The following is a 26009-nucleotide window of genomic DNA, read 5'->3' as shown; positions in this document are numbered from 1 at the left end:
GATGCCCCGGCTTTTCGTGCGTTCCCCCTATTGGCTGTTGCCCGCCCTGGCCCTATTCTTGGTGCTGACCGGCTGCACCGGCATCCCCGATGGCGTGAAACCCGTCCAGAACCTGGAGCCGGAGCGCTATCTGGGGACCTGGTATTCCATTGCGCGTCTGGATCACTCGTTTGAACGGGATCTCACCAACGTGACCGCCCATTATGAGTTGCGGGACGATGGTTCCATCCGGGTGGTCAACCGGGGTTATCATCCGGACAAGGAGGAATGGCGTGAGGCCCGAGGTGTGGCCCGGTTCATCGAATCACCCAACGTGGGCCGCTTGAAGGTGTCGTTCTTCGGGCCGTTTTACGGTGGCTACAACCTCATCGCCCTGGACGATGAGGACTACCAGTACGCCATGGTGAGCGGCCCGACCCGTTCCTACCTGTGGATCCTGGCCCGCTCGCCGGACCTGGACGAGGAGATCGTGGACTCACTGGTGGAACAGGCCCGGGAACTGGGTTTCGATGTGGATGACCTCATCTACGTGCAACATGATCAAGGAGACGATGTGTGAATGCTCACCCGCTGTTGATTGGCGCGGCCGATGGCCGCCCCGTGGCCATCACCCCGCGCATGGCCAACCGTCATGGATTGATCGCCGGTGCCACCGGCACCGGCAAGACCATCACCCTGCAGACCCTGGCCCAGTCCTTCTCGGACCTGGGCGTGCCGGTGTTCGTGCCGGACATCAAGGGGGATTTCTCCGGGATCGCCGCCCCGGGTGAACTCAGCGACCGGGTGCGGGAGCGGGCGGCCCAGGTGGGCCTGGACGAGTTGGAGATGCACGGAGCGCCCACGGTCTTCTGGGATGTGTTTGGCGAGCACGGTCACCCCCTGCGCCTGACCGTGGCGGACCTGGGGCCGACCCTGCTGTCCCGCCTGATGAACCTGAACGAGACCCAGAGCGGTCTGATGCAACTGGTGTTTCGGGTGGCCGACGACAAGGGCTGGCTGCTGCTGGACCTGAAGGATCTGCGGGCCATGGTGGGCTGGGTGGGCGAACAGCGACAGGCCCTCAGCCGCGATTACGGCAATATCGCCCCGGCCAGCATCGGTGCCATCCAGCGGGCCCTGTTGAATCTGGAATCCCAGGGGGCGGACGGCTTTTTCGGCGAGCCGGCGGTGACCCTGGAGGACTTCCTGCAAACCGATGAACAGGGGCGGGGCGTGGTCAACATCCTGCACGCCGAGCGCCTGTATCGCAGCAGCCCTCTGGTGTATTCCACGCTGCTGCTCTGGCTGCTCTCGGAATTGTTCGAGCAACTGCCGGAGGTGGGGGATGCGGACAAGCCCCGCTTCGTGATGTTCTTCGACGAGGCGCATCTGCTGTTCAAGGATGCCCCGCGCTCGCTCACCGATCGCATCGAACAGGTGGTGCGGCTGATCCGCTCCAAGGGGGTTGGGGTGTACTTTGTCACCCAGAGCCCGCTGGATCTGCCCGAGCCGGTGCTGGGGCAGCTGGGCAATCGCATCCAGCATGCCCTGCGGGCCTTCACGCCGCGGGATCAGCGGGCCGTGCGCACGGCGGCGCAAACCTTCCGGGCCAACCCCAAGCTGAACACGGAGCAGGTGATCATGGAGCTCAGTACCGGATCGGCCCTGGTGTCGGTGCTGGATGAGCAGGGCCAGCCCACACCGGTGGAACGTACCCTGATCCGCCCGCCGGCCAGCCGGATGGGGCCGCTCATTGATGCGGAGCGTCGCAGCCTGATCCAGCAGTCCCCCCTGGCAGGGGCCTATGACACACCGGTGGACCGCGAGTCGGCCTATCAGATCCTGGAACAACAGGCCAAGGCGGCCCTGAGCGACGCCACCGTGGAGGCCAGTACGCAGCGGGCCGCCCAGACGCGTCGCCAGGGTCGGGCCCCGGCCCGGCGGGGTGACAGCCTGGTGACCGCCACCGCCAAGAGCACCGCCCGGGCCATCGGCACCCAGCTCGGTCGTCAGATCGTCCGGGGCCTGCTGGGCTCACTGACGGGGCGGCGTCGGTAGGCGCGCCCCTCAGGCGCTGGGGCGGGTGATCAGCCAGCAACGATGTGGGCGGCTGCGCCGAAAATCCTCCGGCACCGTCTGGGCCGTGATCTCCCGGGCCTCGCAGGGGGCCAGTTCGTCCTCGTAAAGCCGAAAACCCCGGCGGTTGTTGGAGAAGAACAGCTCGCCGCCTGGGCTGAGCAGGCCCAGGCAGCGGTTGATCATCCAGGGATGATCCCGCTGCACGTCCAGGGTGGCGTCCATGCGCTTGGAGTTGGAGAATGAGGGCGGGTCCAGCACGATCAGGTCATAGCGTGGCCCCAGGGTCGGCGCCGCTTCCATCCACTGCATCACGTCCACCTGCTCCAGGCGATGTCGGGTGGGGTCGATGTGGTTGAGTTCCAGGTTGCGCCGTGACCAGTCCTGGTAGGTGCGGGACATGTCCAGGGTCAGGCTTTCACTGGCGCCGCCAGCGGCGGCATGCGCGGTGAAACTGCCGGTGTAGGCAAAGAGGTTCAGAAACCGCTTGCCCCGGCTGCGTTCGCGCACCATGGCCCGCGTCTGTCGATGATCCAGGAACAGGCCGGTGTCCAGGTAGGCATGCAGGTTCACCGAGAACGCCAGGCCATCCTCGTGGACGATCATCTCCTGGCCTTCGAGCCCGGTCTTTTCGTACTGGGCCTGGCCCTTCTGGCGCCGTCGCACCTTCATGGCGAGCCTTGTCGGGTCCACCTGAAAGGTCTCGGCCACCTGATCGCGTACCTGCCTCAACCAGGCGCCATATTCGGCATCATCCGCCTCCCAGCGGGTCTCGTACACATGCACATGGGGCACCCCCGCGTACACGTCGATGGCCACGGGGCATTCAGGGATGTCGCGGTCGTAGACACGGAAACACTCGATCCCGCGCCGGCGGGCCCATTTGCTCCAGTGGCGCAGGTTCTTGTTCAGTCGGTTGGTGAAGGCGTTGTTCATCCCCTCATTATGCACGGATGCGCCTCCGTTGATCCTTGTTGACCCATGCAGGGTTGAGGGTCCGGTTGGCTGGTCCGTCACGGGTGCGGGGGGTATGATGCCTGCTGATAGGGAATACAGTGAGGCAGCACGGCAATGCGCATCAACAGTCTGGGACTGAGGGCCAAGTCCATGCTGGCCCTGGGGCTGGCCTGCGTCATTGCCATGGTGCCGGCGGGCTTGGTCGGCTGGAGTGTCCTGGAGGGGGTGCGTGCGTACTTCGGCGAGGCCTTCGCCGAGAACTTCACCCGGCTCAATCGGGAACAGATCCTTGCCCCCGTCTCCCGGGAACTGGCCCTGTCCATGCGCCTGGCCGACTCCCATGTGACCCGCCGATGGCTGCTGGACAAGGATGATCCGGACAAGCGTGACCTGTTCTTTGCCGAGGCGGAAGGGTACCGACGGGATTTTCGGGATCAGTCCTACTTTCTGGTCAGCGCGCAGAGTGGCCACTACTACTTCAATGAGGCCGGCGAGGCTTTCAGCGACAAGCCCCGCTACACCCTCGATCCTGATAACCCGGACGATGCGTGGTTCTTCAATACCCTGGACCAGGAGGCGGACTACAACATCAACGTCAATCCGGACGTACAGCTGGGCACCACCCGGGTGTGGATCAACGTGCTGGTGCAGGAGGGCGAACAACGCATGGGTCTGGCCGGCACAGGCCTGGATCTGAGCGGTTTTCTGGCGGAGTTCATCCACGATCATCCCGAGGGCGTCACGCCCATGATCCTGGACCGTAATGGCGCCATTCAGGCCCACCCTGACCCGGAACTGATCAGTTTTGGTTCCACCACCGGTTCCCCGGGGGAGGGGCAGGCGATCATCACCCTGGCCGGACAATTCTCCGGCTCTGAAGACCGCGCCCGGCTGGAGCGGGCCATGGCGATGGCTAAGGCCACACCGGATCAGGTGCCGTTGCTCGCCGTGAACCTGGACGGGCGCGAGCAACTTCTGGCCCTGGCCTATGCGCCGGAACTGGAATGGCACGTGGTCACCGCCGTGGATCTGGGGCTGGCGCCGGTGATGGAGGGGGCCTGGCTGCGTGGCGGCATGCTGGCCGTCGCCTTCATCCTGGTGATCATGCTGCTGGGGTTTGGCCTGGCGGTGGATCGTCTGCTGCTCAGACCCATCCGGGATCTGCGGCAATCCGCCGGTGCCATCGCCCAGGGAGATTATCAGGTGTCGTTGCCGCAGGCCGGGCGAGATGAACTGGGGGACTTGAGTCGTGCCTTTGCCATCATGGCACAGCGGGTACAGAACCATACCAAGGAACTGGAGGAGAGGGTCGAGGAGCGAACCGCGCGCCTGCGGCAGAGCAATCTGGAGATGGCCGCCGCCCAGCGTCAGATTCGCGAATCCATCGATTCAGCCAGCCTCATCCAGAGGGCCATCCTGCCCGATGCCCGCCTGCGGGACCGTTTTGGTCCCCATCATTTCGTGCTCTGGCGCCCACGGGATGTGGTGGGTGGCGACTTCTACGTGTTTCATCACGACCAGCGGGACCGCTACCTGGTGGGCGTGGTGGACTGTGCCGGCCACGGGGTGCCCGGCGCCCTGATGACCATGCTGGCCCGAAGCGCCCTGGATCAGGCGGTGAATCATCTGGGTGTGGATTCCCCGGCCGCCGTGCTCTCCCATGCCGACGCCACCGTGCGTGAAATGATGCAGGATGCGGATTCCCAGCGGGAGGTGACCACCCATATGGACGTGGGACTGGCTAATGTGGATCTGGAACGGGGTGTGCTGCGCTATGCGGGTGCCCGGATCAGCCTTTACCGTAGCGACGGTACCCGGGTGGAAACGGTCAAGGGTGGCAGACGGGCGCTGGGGGACCGGCGCGTGGGCCAGTACCAGGACACCGAGCTGCCCCTGGATTACGCCAGCACCTATGGAACGGGTGCAATCCCTGGCGGCCCTGGACAAGGCCGAGCTCAAGGCCGCCTACAAGGCCCAGCTGCGCAAGCCCCGCGAGCCGGGTGCGCTCTCGGGCGCCGGGCTTGGCCTGACCGATGTGGCTCGCAAGTCGGTGGAACCCTTGAGTGCGCGACTTTCCACCCTTGAAGGCGATCAACGGGTGTTTTTCAGTCTGCGGGCGGTGATATGACCCTACAACGACGACAAGACCAGGCAGCCATGCAGTCAGCCATCAGCGATCTGGATGTCCCGGAAACCCAGTCGACGCCGTCCATCTCCAGCCATTGGGGGAGGGGGGAGTTGTGCATGAAGGGCAATTCCTACCCGGAAAACTCCTTCGAGTTCTTCGGCCAGGTGTTCGCCTGGATCGAGGCCTATCTCGCCGGGGATAACGGCCCGCTGACCCTGCAGCTTTTGCTGATCTACATGAACACGAGCAGCGTCAAGGCCATGATGGATATCCTGGATCTGCTGGAGGAAGCCCACGGGCAGGGCCGGAAGGTGGAAGTGAACTGGCTCTATGACCCGCGCAACGAGCGCGTGATGGAGATGGCAGAGGAATTCCGTGAGGATTACACCTTTCCGTTCCATATCGTGCCCACCCCGGATGAGGATGACTAAGACGCGACCACCGCAGGCCGGCCCGGAAATCCTCGAGCAGGTACAGGCCCTGCTGGAGGATCCGGACCTCCAGGGTCATCCGCTTCATGAGGCCCTGGCACAGCTGCGGGACTACGCACTGGCCCAGGATCAGCGCCTGGAGCGGCTGATGCGTATCAGCGATGGCTATCATCTGCTGGAGCGCAACCACACCCAGAGCCTGGCCGATCGTTGCGACAGGCAATTGCGGCGCATGCATAAGCTGGCGCGCATCTCGGATCAGTATCAGAAGAACCTTTGGGAAGTCACCGAAAGCCTGCGGGAAGCCGCCAACCAGGACCCGCTGACCGGCCTGGCCAACCGCCGGTTTCTCATGGAACGTCTCAAGGACGAGATTCAACGGGCCGAGCGCAAGCACACCCCCCTGGTCCTGTGCCTGATGGATGTGGACCACTTCAAGCGCATCAATGACCGTTTCGGCCATGAGGTGGGCGATACGGCGCTGTGCGAGATCGCCGGCGCGGTGCGTCAGGGCGTCCGTCGGTATGACGTTTACGGTCGATGGGGCGGGGAAGAGTTTCTGCTGGTGTTGCCGCAGACCAGTCTCGCCGAGGCCGAGGCAGTGATCGACCGGGTGCGCCAGGAGGTGGGCGGCATCACCGTGGGGGAGGGCGAGTCCCTGAGCCTCTCGGCCAGCTTTGGGTATACCTGCCTGCACTCGGGTGAGGATCCCAACGATATCCTCAAGCGCGCCGACATTGCCCTGTTCCGCGCCAAGGAGGCCGGTCGCAACCGGGTGGAACAGGAGGCCTGATCCTCATGCTGTGGGGGCTGTGCGATACTTCGCCCCCATTCTGATCCGGAAGACTCCCATCATGTGGCTTGCACTTCTCATGTTGTTGCTGGGCGTTGCCCTGTTGACTTATGGCGCCGACCGTCTGGTGGCCGGCAGCAGCGCCATTGCCCTGCGCACGGGGATTTCGCCGCTGCTGATCGGCCTGACGGTGGTGGCCTTTGCCACCAGCAGTCCGGAGCTGGTGGTCAGCGTCATGGCAGCCCTGCAGGGACAGTCGGCCATCGCCGTGGGCAACGTGGTGGGGTCCAATATCGCCAACCTTGGCCTGGTGCTGGCGGCGGCCGCGCTGCTCTATCCCGTGCGCTGTGAACAGGAGACCTTCAAGAGGGAACTGCCGGTGATGGTGGGCGCCGTGGCCTTGCCGTTCATTCTGCTCTACAACGGCATGATCACCCGTATTGAGGGCATGGCGCTGCTGCTTCTGCTGGTGGCCTTCGTGGCCTGGCAGGTGCATCTGGCCCGGCGTCAGATGGCGAACCATCAGGTGGCGGAAGAGGTGGGGGCCTATGCGGGGATTACCGTGGGTCGGGCGGCCCTCTTTGTGGTCTTCGGGACGGGCTGTCTATACGTGGGTTCCGAGGCCTTCTTGAGTGGCGCCATCACCATTGGTCGGGCCCTGGGGGTGAGCGAGGCGGTGATCGGTCTGACCCTGGTCTCCGTGGGCACCAGTTTGCCGGAACTGGCCACCACCGTTGCGGCTGCCTTCAAGCGTGAAACCGGCATGGTGCTGGGCAACATCATCGGTTCCAACGTCTTCAACGTGCTGGCGGTGCTGGGCATCACCGCCACCATCATCCCGCTGGGGGCCGGCGGCATTTCCTACGTGGATCTGTCGGTGATGCTGCTGTTCGCGCTGGTGGTCTGGATGGTTTTCGCCTGGCGGCGTGACATGGGGCGTCTCTTCGGGGGGCTCCTGTTGGGGGCTTACCTGGCCTATCTGGCCTGGCTGCTGGTCTAGCGGCCTGCCTTGAAAAGCGCAGGCCCCGCCTTCGGGCGGGACCTGCCGTGGGATGAAACGGACTCAGCGGTCCAGATCTTCACCTTCGGGGGCTTCCATGTCCATGTCACCTTCGGGCGGTGCGCCCATCCCACCGTCCGGGGGGGGAGCGCCCATTCCATCATCCGGCGGCGGGGCTCCCATCCCATCATCGGCGGGCGGTGCGCCCATGCCATCGTCCGGAGGCGGTGCGCCCATGCCATCATCCGGCGGTGCACCCATGCCCTCCTGTTGCTCCATGTCTGGCTGATCGGCCGGCTCGAAGGGTTCGTCCATCTCCGGGCCCGGATCGCCGCAGCCCACCAGCAGTGCCAGTGGGACGGCGGCGAGCACGCCCAGGGTTTTCTTCACGTGTTTCATGGTGCCACTCCTATCGGGATTGACCAGGATCCCGGCCAGCGCCGGGCCGGCCGGGGTAGGCTGAATGATCTGCTGCGTTACAGGCGATCCTGGGTACGCTCGATCACCTCTTCAAGGCGCTCGGGGTCACCCTGCAGGGCCATGGCCACTTCGTTGTATTCCTCCACGTTCATGCCATTGGCCTCGACGGCCTCAACCATCTTTTCCTGAGCTTCCTGATGGATGGCCTGTGCTGCTGCCTGGTCTTCGGCGGCATCCAGCTGCTGGGCAAAGTCTTCCTCAATCTTCTGGACTTCCACGAAGACATCCACAAAGTCGTCGATCACCTGGTCGGTGAGCTCCACCGTGGGTTCGGGGGCGGCGCCAGGGGCGGCTGCGCCGCCGGCATCAGGAGGGGTGCCTTGCTGGGCATCCGGCGGGGCGCCGCCAGCATCATCGCCGAAGCCTTGAGCAGCAGCCGTGCCACCGAGAGCGAAGAGGGAAGTGATGGCCAGGGTCAAGGCTGTCTTGCGTAATGTCATTGATTGCTCCCATTGGGTTGGTGAAATGACAACCAAGGCTAAGCAGGAGATGTGCCAACTGAGTTATTGCGTTGTGAATGTCATCATGAACAGTCACTTATGGGCCTGATGTCACGATGTCTCCGGGGCGGTTGCCCAGGCCGCAGGCGTATCAAAACAGCACATGCGCACAAAGGGTGGTGTCACATCGGCAAAGGCCGGCGCGTGAGTTGGCGTAAGTCAGGTGCATTGACCCTGGAGACCTTGGGGACTATGTTGATCCCACCCCATCCCCAAGGGTCGTGTCCCATGCCCAGAGTCGATAACGAGGCCTTCTACCGCCGTGCCATGGCGGACCACGGGGCGACGCCACAGGGGCTGCACTGGCGCTCGGCCTACACTCAGACGGCGCGGTTTGTTGCATTGGCCCGCTGCCTGCCCGAGGACCTCAGTAGCACAACCCTGGTGGATGCCGGTTGTGGGTTCGGAGACCTCTATAACTTTTTGTGTGAGCACCGTGGCCCACCCGCCGGGTATGTTGGTCTGGAGGTGTGCGAGCCCATGATCCAGACAGCCCGTGAGCGCACGGGATGCCAGATATGGTTGATGGATGTACTAAAGGACCCCCTGCCCAAGGCAGACTTCTATCTATGCAGCGGCGCCATGAACAATCTCACCCGGGATGAAACGGGGCGCTTCATTCAGCACTGCTACGGTGCCACGCGGCAGGCCTTTGTATTCAATCTGCTCAAGGGCCAGCCGGGGCCATCACGCTTCAACTACTATCTGCCGGAGGAGATTCGGGCACACGGGGAGGCGCTGGGGGCACGAGTGGAGATCCTCGAAGACTATCTGGACAACGACTTCACCGCTGCCTTTTACAAGATATAGCCAGAGATATGGCAAGGTGATGAGATTTGACATACAGGGCAAGCTGCCCGGACGTGATTCCCGACAATGCCTGGCGGCGTCACAATGATGTAATCTGGACCTTGTCTCAAGACCACCCCAGTCCATCGTGCCAACACATCCAAAAACAACGCATCCCCCCTTGCCGGTAGAGGAAGTCGCGGCGGAGGCCTTTCGTGCGCGCCGTGGCCAACTGGTCAATGCCGTGGCCTTTCGGATGGGGCAGGATTCCCGGCTAGGGGAATGGCTGGGCAGTCATTCGCCAAGGCTGATGGATAGCACCCGTCGCCACCATGCCGCCTTCATGGGCGAGGTCATGGCGGGGAACGACGCTCGGCTGCTGGAGCAGGCCCTGGCCTGGGTATATGCCACGTATCACAATCAGGGCGTGTCCTTCGAGTTCTTTCTCCACGAGTGGAAAACCTGGGGGGACGTGATCACCGAGATCCTGCCCGCGCGGGAGGCCGAGGCGATCCTGCCCATTTATGAGTGGATGGTGCAGCACCATGATGAGCTCATCGAGGCCGCGCACCAGTACCGCACACGGCGGGTGTCCGTACAGCCTTGCTGGGAGGAAGACTATCAGTACATCGTCGACCACCTTATCCAGGGAGATACGACGGGCGTGATCGATCGCTGCCATGGCCTGTTGCTGGATGGAATGCCCTATGAATCGCTACTGCAAAACCTGTTCTATCCGGCCATGGTGGATGTGGGGGCTCGCTGGGAGGCCGGTCAATTGTCGGTGACCATGGAGCACCAGACCACGGCCATGGTCTATCGGGTGCTGGCAGCACTTTATTACGACCAACCGTTTCCCGAGAGCGACCGGGGTCGCGGGCTGGTGTCTCCCGTGTCCAATGAGTTCCACGAGATGGGTTCCTGGATGCTGGCCGTGAGCCTGGAACTGGATGGTTGGGATATCACCTTGCTGACCGCCGATACGCCTCCCGAAACCCTGGTGGCCACGGTGCTGGAGGAACGCCCTCGTTTCGTGGCCTTGTCGGTCACGCTGGTGGGTAATGTGGCCGAGGCCCGGGCCACCGTGGCCAGTTTGCGGGCGGCCCTGGGGCCGGATGATGCCACCCCCATCGTGGTCGGTGGCCAGGCCTTTCAGGACGCTCCATGGCTGGTGCAGTCGGTCAACGCGGATCTGCATCTTGAGAGTGCCACGGCCGCGGTGGCCTGGGCCCGAAGCCTGGGTGACCCCGCTTGAGACCGGGTACCCGCGATACGCCGCCAGGGCCCGATCTGGTCGGAGCCTTGTACGACTACGTGGTGAATTCGGGACGTTTGCTGGTGCTGGAGGTGGGACGGGACGGCCGGATCATCTGCGCCAATGGCGCCTTCAGGTCTCGTTATGCGGGTTTTGCGGATGTGCGCGGAGAGCCAATTGCCCATTTTTTCAGTGACGAAGATGGGCCCGTGGACATTGAGCCCGGTGAGGCACAGAAAAAGACCGTGGCCCGGGTGTTTCGCGCGGCGGCGGAGGGGGAGCGTTGCCTGTTTCACGCCTATCCCCTGGATGGGCACACCCTGCTGATAGGCGAAGTGGCCGAGTCTGGCGATCATGAAGTGGTAGCCCGTATGGGCAACCTCACCCTGGACATGTCCCGGCTGGTGCGTGACCTGAGGCGGGCCAACCGGGATCTGGCCCGGGTGAATGCCTTGAACGAGGAACTGGCCCGCACCGACGGGCTCACCCGCCTGGCCAATCGTCGCCATTTTCTGGAGCGACTTGAGTCCGGTGTGGCCCAGGCCAGGAGCCGGCAGCATCGATTGTCCATCCTGATGATCGATCTGGATCACTTCAAGCGGGTGAACGATACCTACGGTCACGCAGCGGGAGATCGGGTGCTCGTGGCCTTTGCCGATTTGCTGCGCGCCCTGGTGCGGGTGTCGGATCTGCCGGGGCGTCTGGGTGGTGAGGAGTTCGGTCTGTACATGTTCGACACCTCGTTGGACGTGGCCATGAAGGTGGGTGAGCGTTTGCGGGCGCGGACCCGGGAGTTGCAACCTCTGGGTGATGATTTCAGGCCCAGTACCAGCATTGGCGCAGCCGAATGGCGAGCAACGGAGGATGTGGACTCCCTGATACAGCGGGCAGACGCGGCCATGTACAGGGCGAAGGAGAATGGTCGTAACCGGGTGGTGGCAGACCGATAGGGTGAGGGGGCTCGCCCCTCACCCCACTCCCTGCATTCAAGCTGACGAAAGCCCCGGGTTACCCTCGACTCCCCGCAGCTTCGGCTCGTTCAGTTCGCTGATGGACACCGTCTCGTGGTCGCGCAGGTGGTCGGTCACCACATCCCAGATCTTGCGACCGGTGTCGCCTGCAGGCTGCTCCTGCACGCTGGCCCAGCCGGCCACCACGTAATTCTGGTTGGGGTCGATGGGCTTGCCGTTCAGTTCCATGTCGGCAATGCGTTCGCCAATGGAGCGGGTGGGGTTGATGCTGTATTTCAGGCCACCCACCCGCACCATGTCGCCCCCCTGCTGGTAGAAGGGATCCGCGTTGTAGAGGTTGTCGGCCACGTCCTCCAGGATTTCCTTGATCATGGCGCCGCTCATCTCATTGCGGGTCACTGCCGGATAGGTGAGGCCGGTCTGGTCCATGATGTGCTCGAAGGTGATGGGCATGCCCGGCAGCACCGTGGTGCCCCAGCGGAAGCCCGGGGAGAAGGCGATCTCGGCATCCACCTGCTCCATCAGGGCATCGCAGATGAGCTGATCGAAGGTGCCGTTGAAATTGCCGCGCCGGTAGAGCAGGTCCTCGCTCACCGCCAACTCTTCCGAGAGCCTGTCCTTCATGTTGAAGGTCTGGCCATCAAAGGTGACCTCCTGGTCGCGCACCTGTTCAATGTAGCGGGCCATGTCCGGGTCCGGCTCGATCAGGTTGGCAAACACCGGCAGCAGCCGGTACTGGTAATCGCGAATGCGGCCATCCCGGAAGTCCAGATCCAGCACGCCCAGGAACTTGCCGTTGGAACCCCCGTTGGTGACCAGGCAGATGCCACCCTCCGGCCCCTTCACCTCCAACGGGGCAGGGACCGCGTCGTGGGTATGCCCGCCCATGATGGCGTCGATACCGTCCACCACCTGGGCCAGCTTGATGTCCACGTCCATGCCATTGTGGGACAGCAGGATCACCACTTCCGCCCCCTCGGCCCGGGCATCGTTCACGGTATCCTGCATCTCCCGCTGGCGGATGCCGAAGGACCATTCGGGGATCATGTGGCGCGGGTTGGCGATGGGGGTGTAGGGGAAGGCCTGGCCGATCACGGCCACGTTGACGCCATTCATCTCGCGGATGGTATACGGCTTGAAGATGCGGTCGCCCCAGTCCACGTCCACCACGTTCTGGGCCAGGAATTCGATGTGACCGGCGAAGTCGTTTTCCAGGATCTCACGCACCCGGTCGGCACCGAAGGTGTACTCCCAATGGCCGGTCATGATGTCCACGCCCAGTTTCAGCTGTGCATCCACCATGTCCTGCGCGTTGGTCCACAGGCCCGTGCCCGAACCGCCACCCCAGGTGTCGCCCCCGTCCAGGAGCAGGGCGCCCGGACGCTGATCTCGGATCTTCTTCACCAGTGTGGCCAGATGGGCAAAGCCCCCCACGCGGCCGTAGTGTTCCGCGAGTTTCACGTAGTCCAGGTAGGTATAGGCATGGGAGAGCAGGCCGGGATGGTCAATGCCATAGTGCTCCAGCAGGTTCTTGCCCACCAGGTGCGGTGGGCGGCCATTCATGTCGGCCACTCCCAGGTTGACATGGGGCTCACGGAAATACACGGGCAGCAACTGGCCGTGGCAGTCGGTGTAATGCAGGATCGAGACATTGCCCTTGGGAGGCAACTCATAAGGATCACCGGGATTCTTGCTGGCAGCCCCGAGGCGGGCACAGGCGGGCAGTGAGAAACCGGCCACACCGGCGGCGGCGAGGATCTGCAGAAATTCTCGGCGGGACAGATTCATCTAGCTTCCTCCAGACATGATGCGCCGTTGTCCGGCGTCTTTCCCATGCAAAGAAAAGCCCGGCGAAAACCGGGCTTGCTCAAATGGCAGGTATGATTATGTTGTGTTCCTGCCGTGATCCGCCAACGCTCTGGATGGTCGGATCGCTCCTCCTGGTGGCCGTTCCCGTGGGAACGAATGGCGCGACGTACTGCAAGACCTGTGATCGGACTAACCTGTGATCGGACGGCCCGCGAAGCCTGCGGGGCGCCCGGTCTCATGATCTTGTGATGGTTAGCTGATCCGCACCTGAGTGCTGTCCGATTCCCCGTTGTTGTCCACCCAGGAGATATCCAGGGTGTCGCCGGAGGAGGCACCCTCGAACTGGAAGGACAGATAGGGATTGCGGGAGATGGCCGGGCCCCAGTTAGCGGTGAGGATCTCGCGATCCCCCAAACTGGCTTTGACCTCGGTGATGTAATGGGCAGGAATGGTGTTACCGCCGCTGTCGGTTCTCTGACCGGTCTCCATGGGATGACTGATCAGGGCGCGGACATTGGTTACACCGTCACTGAGCTGAGCGCGTACGCGAATGCTGGACATGGCAGGTTCTCCTGGTTTGGGCCTGGGGGTGCGCGGTCTGGTGGATCAGCCGCCGCAACCGCCGATGGTGACCTTGACTTCCCGCGAGCTGCTGTACAGCTGCCCGTTGGACTTGAGGACGGCAACAATGTCCGAGCTCTCGCCCATCTTGATGCGGGTAGCCACGTAGGCCTTGGTGCCCTCGCCCAACTTGTAGCTGGAGGTCAGCGGGGTGTTGTTGGCGGCCGCCAGGATGGCGATGTCCGTCACGCCGGTGAGGCTGGATTCCACAGTGATGGGAACGACGGCACCATTTTCTGCCAGTTCCGGAGCGCTGATGGTGATGTCACCCGAGTCGTGGCTGTCCGACCCCATCACGGATTGCAGCGCATCGCTGATTGATCCCGCCTCGAAACCCTCCCGGGCACTGGCCAGTACGGTGCTGGGTGTGAGCAGGCCGGCGCCTACGGCCACCCCCACGGTGCCTGCCGCCAGGGTGCCCTTGAGAAACACTCGACGCTTGCTGTTCATGTGGTCTCCTCCAGTTATTTCAATGCGGGGCCTTGCCTGGCCCGTTAACCCATCCCTGAGGATTCGGGGTTGGATCGATCACTCGATCTCATGGTGTGGCAAGCCCTTCAAGCGGCGTGCCAATCTGCGATTCAGATTGCTTTGACGGATCACAATTCACAGCGTACCTAACTAAATCTTTTTTACAAGTGTTTTTTAGTTATATGCGAAATGTCGAATATCAGGATATGCTGAAGTGGTCTATCGGTCGTCCGTAAAGCGCATGGCAATGTCCCTTTTGCTGCGTACCCGGGCCTCCAGGTGCGGGGTGAGGTCCGGTGACGCCAGGGCGCGATCCAGCTGTCTGACCGCCTCCCGGTACTGTCCATGATGAAAATAATATTCTGCCATGCTCTCGTGGCTGATCACCTGGCGATTGGCGCGAGCGGCGGCATCGGCCCGCAGGCGCAGCAGTTCCGGGGGCGGGTGATCCGCTTCCAGCAGTCGGTCGAGCACCTGAATGGCCTGGTGATGGTGGCCGGCGTCTTTCAGGGCCCTGGCGTAGGTCTGAGCCACGGGCAGGTAACCGGGATAGATGTCGTGCAGCCGCTCCAGGGTCTCGAGCGCCCGCGGGTGATCCGGGTTCCGGCCCTCCATATGGACTTCCGCCCGAGCAAGTTCCACGTACAGCGCCAGACTCTCGTTGTCCGAGGTGTCGATCCGCTCCAGGGCCGCCAGCGCCCGGTCTCGCTGCCCGCGCTCGTTCCGGGCAAGGGCATAGCCATAGAGTTGTTCCGGCGTGGGGGGCTCACCGTCATTTCGCCGTTCGTGAAGACTGATCGTGCGCGAGGGGTCCTGGAGTGCCTGGATACGAGCCCGAATCAGCCGGAACTCCTGGGAGTCGCTGCGGTAGTCTCCCTCGTACTGATCGGCGCGTGCGCGACTGTCGCTGATGCGGTTGCTGGTCACCGGGTGAGTGCGCAGGTACTCGGGAACGGCCTCAGCCAGCCCGCCACTGAGTTGCTGCAGACGTTCGAAGAAGCTGGGCATGGCCTGGGGATCGAAACCGGTGGCCGCCAGGATGGAGATGCCGATGCGGTCGGCCTCCTGCTCGTTGGCGCGTGTGAAGTTGATTCGCGCCTGAGCACTGCCGGCCATGCCGCCGACAATGGCCGCCTGGCCCAATTCCGGGGCATACGCACTGGCAATGATGCCCGCCAGGATGGCCAGGCCTGCCGCCAGGTCGATGCGGGTGCTTCCGGCGTAGGCGCGAGCGATGTGGCGCTGGGTGACGTGGGCGATTTCGTGGGCCAGCACGGCCGCCAGTTCGGCCTCGTTGCGGGTGGCCTCGATCAGGCCGGTGTTGACCCCGACGATGCCGCCGGGCATGGCAAAGGCGTTGATGCCATCGTCTTCCACCACCAAAAAGGTGAAGTTGGGGTGCCCATCCGGGGCGCTGGAGACCAGACGCTGGCCCACGGCCTCCACATATCCCAGCAGTTGTGGGTCCTTGCTCAGGGGCAGGTTGCGGCGCACCTCCCGCAGTAGCGAGCGGCCCAGTTGCTGCTCCTGGGAGGGGGACAGCATGGCCGAGGAGGGGTCGCCGATCTCCGGCAGGGATACCTGGGCCGGCGCATGCACGGGCCACAGCAGGGCCAGGCAGAGCAGGGCGGTGACCAGTCGCGCCCAGAGGCGGGGGGCGTGTGCGCCCCGCCCTCGTTGCGACGGGCCGTGTCCGCGAGTGGTGTCGTCTACTTGCCCAGTCCCGGGGACGAAGAATAGGCGGCCATGGAACTTCGGTTTTCCCATAATTTCGGCTTTAACATGGCTTCGGGCAGCATGAAGCGTTTCTTGTCGGATACCGGCAGCGTGCGCACCACCCGCGCCACATCCTTATAAGGGATCTTGAACAGCAGGCCGGACTGGGCGCCGCCGTCGGTGCGGCGGGCGATCATGTCCTGGTCGAAGAGCTGGTGGACATACAGGTTGGCGGGCCGGAGCCGGCCATTGGTGTCACGCAGGGTGACAGCGTACTGGGTGTCAACGGCAAAGGCTTTCTTGTCCATGGTCTGGGGGTCCTCGGCTGATGTGGCGGGGATGGTCCCGGCCCGCTGAACACTACCACGCCTCAGACATCGACGCGGCCCCTTGGTTCAGGAGCGCAATCCCCGCATGAAATTTCCAGAGCGTCTAATTATATGTTGTCTTAGTATATGCTAATACGGTAACGTGTGTCGCAATTGAGTTGTCGCAAATCAACTCGGGCCGACCGGCTATAAGTATGATGCTTCAAGGGATAAAAAATCCTTAAGACGCCAAAGCCCCGGAGCCTGGCGCATTCATGCGATGATCTGGCGGCGAAGGCTTTTCCACATAACATTGGGGACATTGCCGCGGTTGCATCAGAATGCCGCTCGTCCCGCGCTAGAGGAGTGATTGAACCATGGCTGATTTCGACCAGGAACTGGATGCCTCCGGACTGAACTGCCCGCTGCCCATTCTGCGCGCCAAGAAGGCCCTGGCCTCCCTGTCCAGCGGACAGGTGTTGCACATCATCGCCACAGACCCGGGCGCGGTGAAGGACTTCGAGGCCTTTGCCAAGCAGACCGGCAACGAGTTGATGGAGCACAAGGAAGAGGGCGGCAAGTTCTACTTCCTGATGCGCAAGTCCTGACAAGGGCTGCGTGGCCGTCGCCCCGCGACGGCCATCTCGATCAAGAGCCCCTGGATCAAGGGCCAATGACCTGGCAGTTCAAGCAGGCAGATTTAAGGAGGTTGTAGGACGTGTCGGAAAAGAAACTCGCCATCATCGCCACCAAGGGGACCCTGGACTGGGCCTACCCCCCTTTCATCCTGGCCTCGACGGCCGCTGCCCTGGGTTACCAGGTGCAGGTCTTCTTCACCTTTTACGGCCTTCAGCTGCTGAAGAAAAAGCCGGATCTGCAGGTGACGTCGCTGGGTAATCCGGGCATGCCCATGCCCATGCCGATGCCCGTGCTGCTGCAGGCCCTGCCCGGCATGCAGGGCATGATGACTTCCATGATGAAGAAGAAGATGAAGTCCAAGGGCGTGGCCAGCGTGGAAGAGCTGCGGGAGATGTGCCTGGAGGCCGACGTGAAGATGGTGGCCTGTCAGATGACCGTGGATCTGTTCGACATGGCCCGGGGCGACTTCATCGAAGGCATCGACTATGGCGGTGCCGCCACCTTTTTCGAGTTCGCCGGCGACTCGGATATCTGCCTGTACGTGTAACGGCTCGCGAAGTCCTGGAAATGGTCTAGACTTCCTGAACAACTGAAAAGTTGACAGTTTTACTAGGGCATAGATCCATAACGCCCCGCGATATGCAAAGAGGTATCTCATGGCAACCTATGCGGAAATGCAGCAGATCTACGACGACATTCGTGGGGACTTCCGTTACGACCACGAGCTGAACGGGTGTCTCAACTGCGGTATCTGTACCGCCACCTGCCCCTCGGCCCAGTTCTACGATTACAGCCCCCGCGAGATCGTGCAGCTGCTCTGGACCGAGAACGTGGAGCAGATCTACGACGCCATGCAGGAAAAGATCTGGGCCTGCGCCCAGTGCATGACCTGCGCGGCCCGCTGTCCCTTCAAGAACTCCCCTGGCGGCCTGGTGGCCATCATGCGGGAGGTGGCCATCAAGCATGAGATGCAGTCGGCCAAGGATGTGCTGCGGCCTTTCGGCCGGGTGATGCTCAAGCTGATCACCACCGGCAATCAGCTCTCCCCCGACATGATCCAGCCCGACCACTTCCCCGACTGGGGTCCGAACATTCAAAAGGTGGACGGGGACCTGCGCATCCTGCGCAAGGCCATCCCCATGCAGACCCTGCAGACCACCGATACCGCCTGGGAGATCTCCCTGAAAACATCCGTAGAGATGTACACCATCTGGGAGATGACGGGGGTGCTCAAGTCGCTTGAGCTGATGGATGAAAACCTGTTCGACGTGATCGAGGATTTCATCGACGAGAAGAGGGAGGAATACGACGAGTGGCTCGAAGAACAGGAAGAAGATTGAGCCCACCTTCGCCTTGCACCACCACATGCCGAGCGTAGAGGAGTGGCACACCCATGACAGCTAAAGACCAGACCCCCGGTGGGCACAACGCCACCGCCGAAGGCACCGGCGCCGGTGCCATGAAACCCGGTTTTCACAATACCGACGGCCAGGGCGTGGCCGGACACGGTTCCTTCTTCCAGCAGACCCAGCTCTCCCGCGAGGAGGCCGTCAAGGCCACCGACTGGGTGCGCAAGCACGTGGATCGACGCACCATCGATCTGGGTGACCGCATGGATGATGTGCGCGAGCACATGTACGAGCTGGAGAAGGAAGGCAAGATCCTGATCCATCGCATCGAGGACCAGCACGAGCCCAAGATGGTCAAGACCCTCTTCGGCTGGGACAAGAAGGTGCCCACCAAGCAGCTGTGGCACCACAAGTCCTGCGGTCAGTGCGGCAACATCCCCGGTTATCCCACCTCATTACTGTGGTTCATGAACGAGTTCGGCTTTGTGCCGGGCAAGGACTACCTGGACGAGACCGACCAGACCTCCTGCACCGCCTGGAACTACCATGGCTCGGGCATCGGCAACGTGGAATCCCTGGCGGCCGTGTTCCTGCGCAACTTCCATCAGGCCTATGTATCCGGCCAGCAGCACGGCCACGAGGCCGGGCATTTCTACCCGCTGGTGCACTGCGGCACCTCCTTCGGCAACTACAAGGAGATCCGCAAGTACCTGATCGAATCCCCGGAACTACGCGAGAAGGTCACCAAGATCCTGGACAAGCTGGGGCGCCTGGTGGATGGCAAGCTCGTCATCCCCGAGGAGATCATCCACTACTCCGAGTGGGTGCACGTGATGCGCAACCGCATCGCCTCGGAACTGCAGAAGATCGATGTCTCCCACATCCGCACCACCGCCCATGTGGCCTGCCACTACTACAAGATGATCCACGAGGATGCGGTCTATGATCCCGAGGTGCTGGGTGGCAACCGCACCGCCATCATCACCTCCATGGCCCAGGCCCTGGGTGCCCAGGTGATCGACTACTCCACCTGGTACGACTGCTGTGGCTTTGGCTTCCGGCACATCATCTCGGAGCGCGAGTTCACCCGTTCGTTCACCATGAACCGCAAGATCCGCGTGGCCCGGGAAGAGGCCAATGCCGATGTGATGCTGGCCAACGACACCGGCTGCGTGACCACCATGGACAAGAACCAGTGGATCGGCAAGGCCCACGAACAGGACTTCCAGATCCCCATCATGGCCGAGGTGCAATTTGCCGCACTGGCCTGCGGCGCCGATCCTCTCAAGATCGTGCAGCTGCAGTGGCATGCCTCGCCCTGCGAGGACCTGGTGGAAAAGATGGGCATCTCCTGGTCAGAGGCCAAGAAGAACTTCCAGGCCTACCTCAAGGAGGTGGAGCAGGGGAACATCGAATATCTCTACAAACCCGAACTGGCTTATGGGGGGTAAGGCATCATGCAGGATACAGTACTGATCGTCGGGTCGGGGCCGTCCGGCCTGTCGGCCGCCGCGCAGGTGGCCGGCGCCGGCTACAAGGTGGTGATGGTGGAAAAGGAAGAGGTGCTGGGCGGTGCCCCCATCCTCTCCGGCTACGCCAAGCTGGTGCCCTCCGGCGAGTGGGCCAAGGATGCCATCGGTCGCATGGTCAAGCGGGTGGAGGACGACAAGGCCGTCACCATCCACAAGGGAACCCGCGTCACGAAGCTGGATGGCGAGCCCGGCAACTTCACCGCCAAGCTGAGCAACAACAAGCAGGTGAAGGCCGGGGCCGTGGTCCTGGCCACCGGTTTCACCCACTTTGACTCCGTGAACAAGCCCGAGTGGGGCTTTGGCACCTTTCCTGACGTGCTCACCAGCACCCAGATGGAGCAGATGGTGGCGTCCGGCAAGATCGCCTGTCCCTCGGATGGGCGCGTACCCGAGCGGGTGGCCATCCTGCTGTGCGTGGGGTCCCGGGATCGGCAGATCGGGCGTGAGTGGTGTTCCAAGATCTGCTGCACCGTCTCGGCCAACCTGGCCATCGAGATCAAGGAAATGTCTCCCGAGACAGACGTGTTCATCTACTACATGGACATCCGCACCTTCGGGCTCTACGAGGACCGCTTCTACTGGAAGTCCCAGGAAGAGTTCAAGACCAAGTTCGTCAAGGCCCGTATCGCCGAGGTGACCGCCTCCGGGGATGGCCGCCTGCTGGTGAAGGGGGAGGACACCCTGGTCAAGCGACCCATCGTCATTCCCTTCGACATGGTGGTGCACGCCATCGGCATGGATCCCAACCAGGACAACCCGGAGATCTCCAAGGTCTTCGGGGTGGAACTGGAGAAGCATGGTTTCCTGCAAAAGGGTGAGCAGTACACCAACACCTGTGGCACCTCCCGGCCCGGCGTCTATTCCTGCGGCGCGGCCTATGGGCCGGAGACCATCGACGATTCCATCGCCCAGGGGGCGGCGGCTGGTGGCCGTGCCGTGATGGATCTGACGGCCCTGGTCCGCAAGGCGGGTTGACGCGGCCATGGACAAGCACATCCGGCCCGCTCCACTGAAGATCCGCCTGGAGCCCCGCATTGCCGCCAGCAAGCTTGAACAGTTGCTGGAGGACATGAAGGAGCGCGGGGGCGTGGAGACCTATCTGGAGGCGCTGCGCAGCAAGCACCAGGTCTTTACCGCGGCGCTGCCGGATAAACGCCCGGCAGCCTTGCGGGCGGACGTCTCCGGGGTGTTGCTGGAATGCGTCTTCCCGGCCCGGCGCAAGCTGGCCGGGCCCATGCAGAACCTGTCCCCGGAGGCCTTTTCCGAGGCCATCCTGGGGCTGGTGTATGGGCGGGGTGATTTGCTGAGCCGGATGCGCGCCTTCTGTGAGCGCATCCCCACCCAGACCCGCAAGGAATCCGGTGCGGCCTGGGATCTGGCGGCGGAGCTGCTGCATTTCCGTTACCCGGATGCCGTCCCCCTGATGACCCGCTGGGTGTGGGATACGCAGACCATGAGCGGTGCCGTGCGCGAGTTCGTGGCCGGCAACGAAGGCATGAACATCCTGCCTCTGGAGGCAACCCCGGAACACCTGGAGGGGGTGCGCGGCTGGTTTGTGGAGCATCTCACCGCCAGCGGGTTCTACCGGGATCTCCCGTTCGTGACGGATCTCATCCTGGCGCGGGCCTACTCGGATTATGTGCGGTCCATTTCCGGCGGCCTGGGCATCCTGCAGGGCGACTTTGGCGCCAAGCAGGACCCGATGGAGCTGGTGGTCAAACTGTTGGGTATCGATGCACGGCGCGGTGAGCGTCACGCCGCCGCGTCGCAGACATGGCATTAGCCGGCCTGTGTCGAACCCGTTAAAAGCGAGTTTCGGAGAACAGCATGGCGATACACGAGAAGTCCCTCATCGAGCCCGAACGCCTGCTCCACCACGACGAACTGGTGGTGGACGGGGTGGACGTGTCCGGGCACTGGAACACGATGATCACGCCGCGAACCCTCACCGACTACGATGATGATTTCGAGGCGAAGATCCAGGCCATCCCCGGCGGCGAGAACGTGCATCGCTGCTGGCAGTGTGGCTCCTGCACCAACTCCTGCACCATGTACGCCCAGAACGTGCAGTTCAATCCCCGCTACTGGATTTACGCGGTTCGCCTGGGGCTCAAGGAAGAGATCATCAAGGACAAGGACATCGTCTGGCAGTGCGTGTCCTGCAACAAGTGCACGAACATCTGCCCCAAGGACGTGCGGCCCGAGGGCGTCATGAAGGCCCTGGCCCACTGGATGGAAGAGGAGGGCATCACCGAGAAGACGCCGTCCACCATCTTCGACGAGGAATTCACCGAGCAGATCTACGCGCGTGGGCGCATCGAGGACAGCCACGTGCTCATGGGCTTCTACAAGAAGACCGGTCAGTCCATGTTCCAGAACTGGCTTCAGGTGTTCGGCCTGCGCCTGGCCCGGCATCTGCCGGTGAGCCTGGGGCTCAAGTTCGGTCGCAACGTGCTCATGAAGCCCCGCACCAAATCCTGGGGCCGCACTGGCGAAGTGCTCCAGCAATACGTCCGTGAACAGAAGGAGGCCGCCCATGGCTAAGGTTGCATACTACCCCGGTTGCGCGCTGGAAGGTTCCGGCGGTCCCTATGACAAGTCCACCCGGGTGCTGGTGAACTCCCTGGGCCTGGAAATGGAAAATCTGCGGGACTACAACTGCTGCGGGGCCATGGAGGTGAAGAACGTTCATCCCATGCTGCAGACCTATCTCTCGGCCCGCAACCTGGCCATCGCCACCGAGCAGATGGGGCTGGACACCGTCATGGCGCCCTGCAATGGCTGCTATCACAACCTCAAGAAGGCCGAGTTCGAAACCGCCACCTCCGAAGAAGTGATGCAGACCATTCAGGACCTGGCCCGCAAGTCCGATGACCCCGTCTACACCGGCGACGTGCGCACCCTGCACCTGCTGGAGTGGCTGATGGAGGAATTGGGCCCCGAGGGCATCAAGAAGAAGTTCACCAAGAGCCTCAACGGCATCAAGATCGCCAACTACTATGGCTGCATGTACACCCGGCCCCGGCAGATCTTCCCGGAAAAGGACCAGGGCCCGGGCTCCGAGTCCAGCTACAAGCCCCATTTCATGGATGACCTGCTGGAAGCCGCCGGCGGCGTGAATGTGGACTTCCCCCTCAAGACCGCCTGCTGCGGCGGTGCCCACACCCTGTCGGACTCCGACACCTCCACCCAGCTGGTGCTCAACCTGCTGCAGGCGGCGGAAGACTCCGGCGCCGAGGTGATCGCCACCGAATGCCCCACCTGCCATTCGGGGCTGGAGATGCACCAGGTGCGGGCCGAGACCGAATTCGGCATCAAGACCAACGTGAAGATCCTGTACTTCACCCAGCTGCTGGGCCTGGCCATGGGGCTCTCGCCCCGCAAGCTGGGGATTCACGAAAACGTGAGCGACTCCATTGGTTTCCTCAAGGATCGGGGGGTATTCTGACCCGCATGGAATGCAATGGCTGCGAGTTCAAACCGGAGCTGTATTACGACGCGGAGTACCAGATCTGGCTGCGTCTGGAAGAGGACGACACCCTCACGGTGGGCATGACCGATCTCTCCCAGGCCATTGCCGGCCATATCCTCCATGTGCGCGTGCGTCGCCCCGGCACACGGCGGCCACCGGGTAAACCGGTGGCCACCATCGAGAGCGGCAAGTGGGCCGGCCCCATCCCCAACTTCATGGACTGCACCATCGTGGAGGCCAATGAGGCGGTGATGGATCAGCCCGATCTGCTCAACAAGGACCCCTACGGTGCCTGGATTGCGCGGGTGGAAGTGGAGGGGGGCGGCGCGCAGGCACTGCAGGACTACCTGACCGGCGATGCCGCCTACGAGGGCTACTGCGATCGGGCCCGGCGGGATGACATCCACTGTCATCGGGACTGACGGGGCGCACCGTGACCAAGCAGCCGGATTACCTGGACGGAGACGAGCAGACGGTGGTGCTGGTCATGACCAGCGGCCCCAGTACGCCGGCCCGCTGTGCCACCCCGTTCTATCTGGGATCGGTGCTGGCCGCCATGGATGCCGATGTGCATCTATTCTTCACCATGGAAGGGGTCAAGCTCATGCAAAAGGGCGTGGCCGAGGGCTTGCAGGCCATGGAGGGGGGCAAGTACCTGATCGATTTCATCCGGGATGCCAAGCGCGCGGGGGTGACACTGCACGTGTGTGACCCGGCGCTGCCGGGCTACGGCCTGGATCCGGCCACCGATCTCATCGACGAGGTGGATCATGTGGCCCGGGCCAGCGACCTGGGGGACCTGATGTTGCGGGGGGACAAGGTCCTGTCCTTCTAACGCCGGTGTGCCACGCGCCTTGATCCAGATCACCATGTGATGGGGCGGTGACCCGGATACTGATCAAGCGAACATCAATAACCATATAAGCATCAGGAGGAAAGCATGAGCGAAGTCAAAGGTTGTGACCTACCGGAGGACCTGCTCTACAGCATCGAGAACAACGTCTGGGTCCGTCAGGAGTCCGACGGCACGGCCACCATCGGCCTCACTTCCTATGCCGGCTCCCTGGCCGGTCAGGTGGTGTCCTACACCCCCAAGAAGGCGGGCAAGTCCGTGAAGAAGGACAAGTCCTGCGCCACCGTGGAATCCGGCAAGTGGGTGGGGCCTGCCAAATCCCCCATCGGTGGCGAGGTGGCCGCGGTGAATGACGCCGTGTCGGCCAATCCCGCCCTGATCAACAACGATCCTTATGGCGAAGGGTGGCTGGTGAAGATCACGCCCGATAACTGGGATGGCGACTCTGCCGCCCTGAAGACCGGCAGCGATGCCCTCGAGGCCTTCAAGGCCAAGATGGAAGCGGATGGCTTCAAGGGCTGCTGAAGGCCCCATTGCCTCCAGGAGCGGCCCAGGGGCGGGCTGACCGGTCCGCCCCCCGTTCACCCGCCCTCATGGTTCCCATGGCCAGGGGGGCGCCCCGGGGCTTTCCCTGAGCCAGCCTCTCCCCGTAACACGGACCTCAAAAAGGAACCCCATGAGCCTCATCAGCGACACCTCCCCGAGCCCCTGGGAAGACCTCGTGCGCCGCGTGGAGCCCCTTGAGGACATCCCGCTGGACGCGGACCTGGTGCAAACCCTCGAGGCAGAGAACGAACCCCGATTCCGCGGCCGGGGCCATCCCGTGGATCTCTACACCCCCACCTTCAAGAGCTTCCAGACCTCGGAGATCAGCAGCTGTGGCAAGAACGCCTGGCCAGCGGTGTCCATCACCGGGCCCGACTGCAAACTGCGCTGCGATCACTGCAAGGCCAAGTTGCTGGAGCCCATGATCCCGGCCCGCACCCCCGAGGCCCTGTGGCGGGTGGTCAATGGCATCGTGGAACAGGGCGGGCAGGGCATGCTGCTCACCGGCGGCTCCAACCACCGCAATGAGGTGGAGTACGGCCCCTTCTACGACACCATTCGGCGCATCAAGGACAGCTTCCCCGGATTTCGCATCGCCCTGCACACGGCGCTGGTGGATGACGACGCCGCCCGATGCATGGAACAGGCCGGCATCGACGCGGCCATGATGGACGTGATCGGCGCCCAGGAGACCATCACCCAGGTCTATCACCTCAAGCGCTCGGTGGCGGATTTCGAGGCCACCCTGGAGGCCCTGGTGAACACCCGCATGAAGGTGGTGCCCCATATCGTCATGGGCCTGCACTACGGGCACTTCCTGGGGGAATGGGAGGCCCTTAAAATGATCCAGCGTCATCGGCCCGATGCCGTGGTGCTGGTGGTGGTCATGCCCTTCTATGCGCCCGACAGCAAGCCCTTCGTCACGCCCCGGGCGGTGGACGTGGGGCACTTCTTCCATGATGCACGCCGTGCACTGCGGGACCTGCCGCTGCTGCTGGGCTGTGCCCGTCCGGCGGGGCAGGTGAAGGGCGAGATGGATGCCTACGCAGTGATGGCCGGCATCGATGGCCTGGCCCATCCCGCCGATGGGGTGGTGGAGCTCTCGGCCCGCCTGGGCCGCCGGGTGCGGGTGATCCCTTCCTGCTGCTCCATGGCGGTGGGAGAGGAGGTCATGGCCCTGAACGACGGCCAGGCCGCCCTGGAAGTGGATCTGAAGGCCATCGTCGCCGATGAGCGGGCGCGGCGGCGGCAACGCAGTGCCTCGGGAATGGGGCCTGGCGGTATCCCGGTGGTCATGGAACAGGGGGCCTCCGGGCCCTGAATGCTGGTTGGAG

At 63.1% G+C, this 26009-nt stretch carries 29 protein-coding genes and 1 pseudogene; 22 read left to right on the top strand and 8 right to left on the bottom strand.

What is annotated here, in order from left to right; genetic code table 11:
* Nucleotide 1 precedes the first annotated feature (1 nt).
* Entirely contained in the window at nt 2-559 is a 558-nt protein-coding gene (locus ECTHA_RS0104580) for a lipocalin family protein (RefSeq protein WP_051582573.1), read from the top strand.
* Nucleotides 556-2037, top strand: a complete 1482-nt coding sequence (locus ECTHA_RS0104575; RefSeq protein WP_025282132.1) for a helicase HerA-like domain-containing protein — start codon at nt 556-558, stop codon at nt 2035-2037. The genes ECTHA_RS0104580 and ECTHA_RS0104575 overlap by 4 nt, the downstream gene beginning before the upstream one ends.
* A 9-nt stretch (nt 2038-2046) precedes the next feature.
* Here the strand turns inward: ECTHA_RS0104575 and ECTHA_RS0104570 are convergent, their stop codons facing one another.
* Complete coding sequence (locus tag ECTHA_RS0104570) at nt 2047-2991, bottom strand: class I SAM-dependent methyltransferase (RefSeq protein ID WP_025282131.1); 945 nt, start codon at nt 2989-2991, stop codon at nt 2047-2049.
* A 135-nt stretch (nt 2992-3126) separates the two neighbouring features.
* Here ECTHA_RS0104570 and siaA point away from each other — a divergent pair.
* From siaA to ECTHA_RS0104550, 5 genes and pseudogenes are all read left to right on the top strand, one after another.
* Nucleotides 3127-4914: pseudogene (gene siaA / locus ECTHA_RS17100) on the top strand (biofilm regulation protein phosphatase SiaA); the annotation flags it as partial.
* Between the two features lie 10 nt (nt 4915-4924).
* Nucleotides 4925-5140 carry a DUF6272 family protein gene (locus ECTHA_RS20335; RefSeq protein WP_274520599.1) on the top strand — a complete coding sequence of 72 codons (216 nt, stop codon included), beginning with the start codon at nt 4925-4927 and terminating at the stop codon, nt 5138-5140.
* Complete coding sequence (siaC, locus tag ECTHA_RS0104560; RefSeq protein WP_274520598.1) at nt 5137-5571, top strand: biofilm regulation phosphoprotein SiaC; 435 nt, start codon at nt 5137-5139, stop codon at nt 5569-5571. Before ECTHA_RS20335 ends, siaC begins: the two co-directional genes overlap by 4 nt.
* Complete coding sequence (siaD, locus tag ECTHA_RS17095) at nt 5564-6364, top strand: biofilm regulation diguanylate cyclase SiaD (protein ID WP_025282128.1); 801 nt, start codon at nt 5564-5566, stop codon at nt 6362-6364. The genes siaC and siaD overlap by 8 nt, the downstream gene beginning before the upstream one ends.
* A 61-nt stretch (nt 6365-6425) precedes the next feature.
* The gene (locus tag ECTHA_RS0104550; protein WP_025282127.1) at nt 6426-7364 is read left to right on the top strand and encodes a calcium/sodium antiporter; all 939 of its coding nucleotides are present in this window, start codon (nt 6426-6428) and stop codon (nt 7362-7364) included.
* A 63-nt stretch (nt 7365-7427) separates the two neighbouring features.
* Here ECTHA_RS0104550 and ECTHA_RS0104545 read toward each other — a convergent pair whose 3' ends face one another.
* Nucleotides 7428-7763: a hypothetical protein gene (locus ECTHA_RS0104545; RefSeq protein ID WP_025282126.1), complete on the bottom strand. Its 336-nt coding sequence runs from the start codon at nt 7761-7763 to the stop codon at nt 7428-7430.
* A gap of 77 nt (nt 7764-7840) precedes the next feature.
* Complete coding sequence (locus ECTHA_RS0104540) at nt 7841-8284, bottom strand: DUF4168 domain-containing protein (protein WP_025282125.1); 444 nt, start codon at nt 8282-8284, stop codon at nt 7841-7843.
* A gap of 288 nt (nt 8285-8572) precedes the next feature.
* Here ECTHA_RS0104540 and ECTHA_RS0104535 point away from each other — a divergent pair, with 288 nt between their 5' ends.
* From ECTHA_RS0104535 to ECTHA_RS0104525, 3 genes are all read left to right on the top strand, one after another.
* On the top strand, nt 8573-9154 hold the full coding sequence (locus ECTHA_RS0104535; RefSeq protein WP_025282124.1) for a class I SAM-dependent methyltransferase: 582 nt from the start codon (nt 8573-8575) through the stop codon (nt 9152-9154).
* A gap of 160 nt (nt 9155-9314) precedes the next feature.
* Nucleotides 9315-10388 (top strand): cobalamin B12-binding domain-containing protein, encoded by a 1074-nt coding sequence (locus tag ECTHA_RS0104530; RefSeq protein ID WP_025282123.1) that lies wholly within the window; start codon nt 9315-9317, stop codon nt 10386-10388.
* Nucleotides 10385-11338 carry a GGDEF domain-containing protein gene (locus ECTHA_RS0104525; RefSeq protein ID WP_026623536.1) on the top strand — a complete coding sequence of 318 codons (954 nt, stop codon included), beginning with the start codon at nt 10385-10387 and terminating at the stop codon, nt 11336-11338. Before ECTHA_RS0104530 ends, ECTHA_RS0104525 begins: the two co-directional genes overlap by 4 nt.
* A 36-nt stretch (nt 11339-11374) precedes the next feature.
* Here the strand turns inward: ECTHA_RS0104525 and soxB are convergent, their stop codons facing one another.
* The 5 genes from soxB to ECTHA_RS0104500 form a co-directional block, all read right to left on the bottom strand.
* Nucleotides 11375-13147 (bottom strand): thiosulfohydrolase SoxB, encoded by a 1773-nt coding sequence (soxB, locus tag ECTHA_RS0104520; RefSeq protein WP_025282121.1) that lies wholly within the window; start codon nt 13145-13147, stop codon nt 11375-11377.
* A 273-nt stretch (nt 13148-13420) separates the two neighbouring features.
* Entirely contained in the window at nt 13421-13729 is a 309-nt protein-coding gene (soxZ, locus tag ECTHA_RS0104515; RefSeq protein ID WP_025282120.1) for a thiosulfate oxidation carrier complex protein SoxZ, read from the bottom strand.
* A gap of 45 nt (nt 13730-13774) precedes the next feature.
* The gene (gene soxY, locus ECTHA_RS0104510) at nt 13775-14239 is read right to left on the bottom strand and encodes a thiosulfate oxidation carrier protein SoxY (protein ID WP_025282119.1); all 465 of its coding nucleotides are present in this window, start codon (nt 14237-14239) and stop codon (nt 13775-13777) included.
* A 240-nt stretch (nt 14240-14479) separates the two neighbouring features.
* Nucleotides 14480-16027, bottom strand: a complete 1548-nt coding sequence (locus tag ECTHA_RS0104505) for a M48 family metalloprotease (RefSeq protein ID WP_084306704.1) — start codon at nt 16025-16027, stop codon at nt 14480-14482.
* The gene (locus tag ECTHA_RS0104500) at nt 15970-16284 is read right to left on the bottom strand and encodes a hypothetical protein (protein WP_025282117.1); all 315 of its coding nucleotides are present in this window, start codon (nt 16282-16284) and stop codon (nt 15970-15972) included. Before ECTHA_RS0104500 ends, ECTHA_RS0104505 begins: the two co-directional genes overlap by 58 nt.
* A gap of 377 nt (nt 16285-16661) precedes the next feature.
* Here ECTHA_RS0104500 and ECTHA_RS0104495 point away from each other — a divergent pair, with 377 nt between their 5' ends.
* The 12 genes from ECTHA_RS0104495 (at nt 16662) to ECTHA_RS0104440 (ending at nt 25996) form a co-directional block, all read left to right on the top strand.
* Complete coding sequence (locus ECTHA_RS0104495) at nt 16662-16892, top strand: sulfurtransferase TusA family protein (protein ID WP_025282116.1); 231 nt, start codon at nt 16662-16664, stop codon at nt 16890-16892.
* 110 nt (nt 16893-17002) lie between these two features.
* A complete protein-coding gene (gene dsrE2, locus ECTHA_RS0104490) occupies nt 17003-17470 on the top strand; it encodes a sulfur carrier protein DsrE2 (RefSeq protein ID WP_025282115.1) in 468 nt (155 codons plus the stop codon).
* A gap of 127 nt (nt 17471-17597) precedes the next feature.
* The gene (locus tag ECTHA_RS0104485) at nt 17598-18263 is read left to right on the top strand and encodes a 4Fe-4S dicluster domain-containing protein (RefSeq protein WP_025282114.1); all 666 of its coding nucleotides are present in this window, start codon (nt 17598-17600) and stop codon (nt 18261-18263) included.
* 53 nt (nt 18264-18316) lie between these two features.
* Entirely contained in the window at nt 18317-19723 is a 1407-nt protein-coding gene (locus ECTHA_RS0104480) for a heterodisulfide reductase-related iron-sulfur binding cluster (RefSeq protein WP_025282113.1), read from the top strand.
* A 6-nt stretch (nt 19724-19729) separates the two neighbouring features.
* A complete protein-coding gene (locus ECTHA_RS0104475) occupies nt 19730-20779 on the top strand; it encodes a CoB--CoM heterodisulfide reductase iron-sulfur subunit A family protein (protein WP_029762543.1) in 1050 nt (349 codons plus the stop codon).
* Between the two features lie 7 nt (nt 20780-20786).
* Entirely contained in the window at nt 20787-21587 is an 801-nt protein-coding gene (locus ECTHA_RS17090; protein WP_025282111.1) for a hypothetical protein, read from the top strand.
* Nucleotides 21588-21631: 44 nt separating this feature from the next.
* Nucleotides 21632-22348: a 4Fe-4S dicluster domain-containing protein gene (locus tag ECTHA_RS0104465; RefSeq protein ID WP_025282110.1), complete on the top strand. Its 717-nt coding sequence runs from the start codon at nt 21632-21634 to the stop codon at nt 22346-22348.
* On the top strand, nt 22341-23252 hold the full coding sequence (locus ECTHA_RS0104460; RefSeq protein ID WP_025282109.1) for a CoB--CoM heterodisulfide reductase iron-sulfur subunit B family protein: 912 nt from the start codon (nt 22341-22343) through the stop codon (nt 23250-23252). The genes ECTHA_RS0104465 and ECTHA_RS0104460 overlap by 8 nt, the downstream gene beginning before the upstream one ends.
* A 5-nt stretch (nt 23253-23257) precedes the next feature.
* Nucleotides 23258-23698 carry a biotin/lipoyl attachment domain-containing protein gene (locus tag ECTHA_RS0104455; protein ID WP_025282108.1) on the top strand — a complete coding sequence of 147 codons (441 nt, stop codon included), beginning with the start codon at nt 23258-23260 and terminating at the stop codon, nt 23696-23698.
* Between the two features lie 65 nt (nt 23699-23763).
* The gene (locus tag ECTHA_RS0104450) at nt 23764-24111 is read left to right on the top strand and encodes a DsrE family protein (RefSeq protein ID WP_084306756.1); all 348 of its coding nucleotides are present in this window, start codon (nt 23764-23766) and stop codon (nt 24109-24111) included.
* Between the two features lie 105 nt (nt 24112-24216).
* Nucleotides 24217-24654, top strand: a complete 438-nt coding sequence (gene gcvH / locus ECTHA_RS0104445; protein ID WP_025282106.1) for a glycine cleavage system protein GcvH — start codon at nt 24217-24219, stop codon at nt 24652-24654.
* Nucleotides 24655-24805: 151 nt separating this feature from the next.
* Nucleotides 24806-25996, top strand: coding sequence for a radical SAM protein (locus ECTHA_RS0104440; RefSeq protein WP_025282105.1), 1191 nt, complete (start codon nt 24806-24808; stop codon nt 25994-25996).
* The last annotated feature ends 13 nt before the right edge of the window (nt 25997-26009 follow it).

Origin of the sequence: Ectothiorhodospira haloalkaliphila ATCC 51935, from assembly GCF_000633935.1 — a bacterium.
In the GTDB taxonomy this organism is placed as follows: Bacteria; Pseudomonadota; Gammaproteobacteria; order Ectothiorhodospirales; family Ectothiorhodospiraceae; genus Ectothiorhodospira; species Ectothiorhodospira haloalkaliphila.
Note: the sequence above shows the minus strand (reverse complement) of the source record. Positions and strands in the feature narration are given on the sequence as shown.